The sequence below is a fragment of the Nostoc sp. 2RC genome (assembly GCF_014222165.1).
GTDB classification, from domain to species: domain Bacteria; phylum Cyanobacteriota; class Cyanobacteriia; order Cyanobacteriales; family Nostocaceae; genus Nostoc; species Nostoc linckia.
The window spans coordinates 1-5,779 of record NZ_JACKZU010000466.1; the positions used below are offsets into that span (position 1 = coordinate 1).

Below are 5,779 nucleotides of genomic sequence, written 5' to 3' on the forward strand. Positions count from 1 at the left end.
ATGGGGCATAGGGCATGGGGCAGGGGAGAATAATAATTCCTAACTCCTAACTCCTAACTCCTAACTCCTAACTCCTAACTCCTAACTCCGCAGTGCCAATACCCAATAACTAATAACAATTCGGAGATATAACCAATGAGTGCTGATATTAATTTATTTTCTCCTTATCAATTAGGGAATCTGGAATTACCGAATCGGATAGTGATGGCACCGTTAACCCGAAATCGGGCGGGTGAGGGAAATGTGCCACATCAATTGAATGCTACCTACTACACTCAACGTGCTTCGGCGGGATTGATTATTTCTGAAGCAACACAGGTAAGCCCACAAGGACAAGGCTATCCGCTTACACCAGGAATTCATTCCCCAGAACAGGTGGAGGGCTGGAAGTTAGTCACTGATGCTGTGCATCAGGAACAAGGAAGAATTTTTCTGCAACTATGGCATGTAGGGAGGATTTCCCACCCGGACTTGCAACCGGATGGAGCTTTACCTCTAGCGCCTTCTGCCATTGCTGCTAAAGGTGAGGCTTCAACTTTTGAGGGGCCGAAGCCGTTTGTGACTCCCCGTGCTTTAGAAACTTCAGAAATACCGCAGATAGTAGAACAATATCGTCAAGCAGCTGCAAATGCCTTGGCGGCTGGGTTTGATGGGGTGGAAATTCATGCAGCTAACGGTTATTTAATCGATCAATTTCTGCGGGATAGCACCAATCAGCGTACAGATAAATATGGAGGTTCCATTGAAAATCGGACTCGATTTTTGTTGGAGGTGACAGAGGCCGTAACTAGTGTGTGGGATTCTCAGCGAGTGGGAGTACGTTTTTCGCCTAGTGGGACGTTTAACGATATACGCGACTCCAATCCCCTAGAGACATTTGGCTATGCGGCTCAAGCACTGAATCAGTTTAATTTGGCATATCTGCATATTTTTGAAGCAATAGACGCAGATATCAGACATGGTGCGGTTGTCGTGCCTACTAGTCACATACGCGATCGCTTTACAAATACACTGATTGTCAATGGCGGTTATACTCGTGAAAAAGGCAATGCTGTAATTGCCAATAAAGCAGCCGATTTAGTTGCCTTTGGTACATTATTCATCTCAAATCCAGATTTACCTCGACGTTTGGCTTTGAATGCACCATTAAATGAACCCAATCAAGCCACATTTTATGGTGGCGATGAAAAGGGATATACAGATTATCCATTTTGGTCAGCTGCTAACGAAGCAGTAGCAAACTAAGAATTTTAGATTTTAGATTTTGGATTTAAATTTCTTGCATCCAAACTTGAAAAACATCGCAGATTCAGGATATTTATATTTTGTCTGCTTTGGGCAAGGCGTGTGGAAAGAATTTAAAATCAAAAATCGAAAATCCCAAATTGTTGTACTTAACTATCAGGAGAATTTCATGAGTCCAGTCACCCAAATCCAGCCTTTGGATGTACCAACAGCCATCGCTCAACGTCGTTCAATCAAAACTTTTAAATCAGACCCCATTACTCCAGAATTGCTCAAACAATTGGTAGAGTTAACTGTGGCAGCACCGAGCAGTTTTAATATCCAGGACTGGCAAATTATTCTTGTGCAAGATGAGGCACAAAAAGCGGCGCTAGCGGCAGCATCTTGGAATCAACAGCAAATTGTTCAAGCACCTGTAACATTTGTTTTTGCTGCCAATCCCAACGCCGGGGAACAAGACTTGACCCCAATTCTTGACCAGGGACTCCAGACTGGAGCATGGAATGACAAGACCGTAGAATACTTTAAAAATTCCATTCCCCAATTCCAAGCTGGGTTAGGCGACAAACGACGGGAATATGCCATCAAAGATGCGATTATTGCCGCTACCCATTTGGTGTTAGCAGCAGAAAGCCTGGGATTATCAACTTGCTTTATGAACGGTTGGATAGAAGAGAAAGTTAAGGAAGTGATTGGTGCTGCGGATAATCCAGATTTAGCGATCGCCGTTTTAGTTCCCGTAGGCTATGCCGCAGAACCACGCTTAAATCCCGGCCGTTTACCATTTTCCTATAACGTCTCTGTAGACAGAATCGGTAACCCATATCACGGTTAATCTTGGGCATAGGGCATAGGGCATGGGGCATTGGCAGCGGTGGGAAGCTTTTTTATAATCTCCCCACACTCCCCATAGCCTATACCCTCTGCACCTATGCCCTATGCTTTATACTTCGGCTTCTCTACGAGACGCTACGCGAACTTGTACTGAGCGGAGTCGAAGTACGCTCAGTATAAGTGCCCTATGCCCCCTGCCCCATGCCCATACCCTCATTCCTTGCACGTCGTTCATTCCACTATGGCTTTTTCGTCGCGGGTTTAACATTCCTTGCTTTGTTGGTGGGAGCTGCAATTCGCTCTGCTCCTGGAGTTTTTATAGTCCCTTTTGAACAGGAGTTCGGCTGGAGTAGAGCTACTATATCTTTGGCAATCTCGCTGAACTTGGTACTTTACGGACTAATCGGCCCCTTTGCTGCCACTGTTATGGAACAGATCGGCATTCGTTGGATGATGGTGTTTTCCCTGGCTGCCATCGCAATGGGTGTGGGTTTAACTACTTTGATGTCAGCGCCTTGGCAGTTAATTTTGCTCTGGGGCATAGTTGTCGGTTGTGGTAGCGGAGTTATCGCTTTAGTTCTGGGTGCAATTGTTGTCAATCGCTGGTTCTTTGAAAGACGGGGTTTAATTCTTGGTATCCTGACTGCGAGTACAGCTACCGGACAACTAGTGTTTTTACCGATACTATCTGCCATTACCCATCGCTTTGGCTGGCGGGTTGGGGCTTTAGTTCTCAGTGGTGCAGCACTTTTAATTATTCCAGCGATCGCTATTTTTATGCGCGATCGACCGGCGGAAGTCGGTTTGCGTCCCTTTGGCCACAAGACCGAAACTGGGGAACTGCCACAGCCTAAAGCAAATTCCATCGCCTCTACTTTTAACGCCCTTTGGCTGGGAATGGGTAACCGCGACTTTTGGCTGTTATTCGGTAGCTTTTTTATCTGCGGTGCAAGTACAAATGGATTAATTGGTACTCATCTGATTCCCGCTTGTATTGACCACGGTATCCCGGAAGTCAAAGCTGCTGGTCTTTTGGCAATCATGGGTCTATTTGATTTTCTAGGAACAACTATTTCTGGCTGGCTATCTGACCGCTGGAATAATCGCTACTTATTGTGTTGGTACTACGGACTGCGGGGTTTGTCTTTGATTTTCTTGCCCTTTAGTTTCAATTTTTCCTTCTATGGGCTTTCTGTGTTCGCCGTCTTCTATGGACTTGATTGGATTGCCACCGTACCGCCGACGGTGCGTCTTGTTGCTAATGCCTTCGGTAAAGAAAACGTCGGCGTGATGTTTGGTTGGATTGTCGCAGGACATCAAATTGGTGCAGCCACAGCAGCATTCGGCGCTGGGGTGTTAAGAACTTGGATGGGCAGTTATGTGCAGGCGTTTATTTTATCGGGTGTTTTATGCTTGATTGCCGCAGTTTGCGTACTGCGGATTGGTCAAACTCCCAGTAAAGGGAACTCACAGCTATTAAAACAGGAAACTTGAAATCATGGCAACAACAGCATTGATAGTGGGAGCGGGTAGCGGACTAAGTGCTTCTTTAGCTCGTTTATTTGCAAAAGAGGGAATCAGTGTGGCTTTAGCTGCTCGCCAAATAGAAAAACTTACTCAGCTAACTAATGAAATTGGGGCGCTGAGTTTTGCCGCAGATGCCTCAAAACCAAATGAAGTGGAAAAATTATTTATTGATGTTGAAAATCAGTTAGGTTCGCCAAATATTGTAGTTTATAACCCTAGTTTCCGGGTGCGGGGGCCTTTGGTGGAGTTAGATCCTGATGGTGTGGCAAAAACTCTAGAAGTGACTGCCTACGGTGGCTTTTTGGTTGCCCAAGCTGCTGCTAAACGGATGTTACAGCAGGGGGGTGGTGCTATTTTCTTTACTGGAGCCACAGCAAGTGTTAAGGCTTTTCCTCAGGCTGCTCCCTTTGCAATGGGCAAGTTTGCACTGCGGGGTTTAGCCCAAAGCATTGCCAAGGAACTAGCACCAAAGAATATCCATGTGGCACATTTCATCATTGATGGGGGAATTCGCTCGGCAGTCCGGCCAGATCCAGTAGATAATACTGATAGCACTCTCGATCCGGATGCGATCGCTCAAACTTACCTCAATATCCTCCGCCAACCCCGCAGTGCTTGGACATGGGAAGTGGAACTACGTCCGTGGGTAGAGAACTTCTAGCCAAGGCAATTGTTACAAAAATAGTTTTGAACGTATGAAAATTGATTTTGGTGCAACTGCTGTTGATTACGCAAAACACCGTGCTGGTTTCCCCAGTTCATTATTTAACAAACTGTCTGAATATGGCATAGGTCTGCCAGGACAGAACATTGTTGACTTGGGCACAGGAACAGGAACACTAGCACGGGGTTTTGCTAAGAGAGGTGCTTATGCGATCGGTATTGACCCATCAGTTTCACTTCTAGAACAAGCCAAACAGCTAAGTGATTCTGCCCAAATCAAAGTAGATTATCGAGTTGCTAGTGCTGAAAATACTGAATTACCAGATGCCAGTGCTGATGTGGTCACTGCGGGACAATGTTGGCATTGGTTTGACCGTCCGCGGGCTGTTAAGGAAATTACCAGGATATTAAGGGCGAATGGTTTAATTGCCATCGCTCATTTTGATTGGATACCTTTAAAAGGTAATGTCGTTGAAGCAACAGAACAACTGATTCAAGCTCATAATCCGGCGTGGAATCTCGCCGGTGGTAATGGATTGTATCCCCAGTGGTTACAAGACATTGGAGAAGGCGGATTTCGAGATATCCGCACATTTTCCTATGACGTGTTTGTATCTTATACACATGAAGATTGGCGGGGGCGAATTCGTGCTAGTGCTGGTGTGGGAGCGAGTTTGACACCAGAAAAGGTAGAAAAATTTGACCAAGAATTGGCACAATTACTAGAAACAAAATATCCCACACCTATTTTGCAAGTCCATCATCGGGTGTGGGCGGCGATCGCTAAATCACCACAACCGCAGTCATAATTGCAACTAGCATAGACATTTGCTTGTTAAGTTTAAGCATCTTCTTGTTACTAATTTTTTGGCATAACAAATACTCAAAAACCAAAACACCAAAAATGATAACTAACCCTCTTTTGTCACTCTCGGAAAACAATAATCGAAGCAAGATTCTGAAACTTTGATTTGGTCGAGCTTGGAGCCTTTATTTTCTAACAGTAACTAAAGTTTGTAACCTAAAACTAGAAATTAAAGCTCCGAAAGGCTTTCAGGAATTGGATTCTCCCAAAATGACAAAAGAGTGCTAATCATCACCTTCCATGTTCGCTGGTGGATGCAGATTTGCGCCAAACAACAAACGACGTAAGTTGACAACACCAGAGCGATTTAAACGCAGGGCTTCAACCGTTGCTCGACCACAAGGTGTTTTACCGATTACCTGTGTAAAATCATCACTCCAGTTAAAATGCTCGCTCCAAACTTGCAGCCGAGGATTATACAGTTCTATTTTTTCTAGCGTTTCTGGATCGATTGCCTGCGTTTTAGCATGTTTATAACCATTACAGCCAAAGCAACTCCAGGCAAGGTTTTCTAAAATCGTTTCACCACCTGCTTGCCGAGGTTTTATATGTTCAATTGTAAAGCTCTCAGGACTTACGCAACTGGCACAGGCGATCGCTAAATCATAGTATTTGTGTACTATTACAAGTACTGCAACTAGCACG

6 protein-coding genes are annotated in these 5,779 nt (G+C 44.9%); 5 read left to right on the plus strand and 1 reads right to left on the minus strand.

The window, feature by feature from the left end:
* Positions 1-135: 135 nt before the first annotated feature.
* From GNE10_RS31355 to GNE10_RS31375, 5 genes are all read left to right on the plus strand, one after another.
* Complete coding sequence (locus GNE10_RS31355; protein WP_185569801.1) at positions 136-1,245, plus strand: alkene reductase; 1,110 nt, start codon at positions 136-138, stop codon at positions 1,243-1,245.
* 169 nt (positions 1,246-1,414) lie between these two features.
* The gene (locus tag GNE10_RS31360) at positions 1,415-2,080 is read left to right on the plus strand and encodes a nitroreductase family protein (RefSeq protein WP_185569803.1); all 666 of its coding nucleotides are present in this window, start codon (positions 1,415-1,417) and stop codon (positions 2,078-2,080) included.
* A gap of 179 nt (positions 2,081-2,259) precedes the next feature.
* Positions 2,260-3,573 (plus strand): MFS transporter, encoded by a 1,314-nt coding sequence (locus tag GNE10_RS31365; protein ID WP_311774900.1) that lies wholly within the window; start codon positions 2,260-2,262, stop codon positions 3,571-3,573.
* 4 nt (positions 3,574-3,577) lie between these two features.
* A complete protein-coding gene (locus GNE10_RS31370; protein ID WP_185569807.1) occupies positions 3,578-4,267 on the plus strand; it encodes an SDR family NAD(P)-dependent oxidoreductase in 690 nt (229 codons plus the stop codon).
* A 34-nt stretch (positions 4,268-4,301) separates the two neighbouring features.
* A complete protein-coding gene (locus GNE10_RS31375) occupies positions 4,302-5,078 on the plus strand; it encodes a class I SAM-dependent methyltransferase (protein ID WP_185569809.1) in 777 nt (258 codons plus the stop codon).
* A gap of 280 nt (positions 5,079-5,358) precedes the next feature.
* Here GNE10_RS31375 and GNE10_RS31380 read toward each other — a convergent pair whose 3' ends face one another.
* Complete coding sequence (locus GNE10_RS31380; protein WP_311774901.1) at positions 5,359-5,778, minus strand: HNH endonuclease signature motif containing protein; 420 nt, start codon at positions 5,776-5,778, stop codon at positions 5,359-5,361.
* Position 5,779 lies beyond the last annotated feature (1 nt).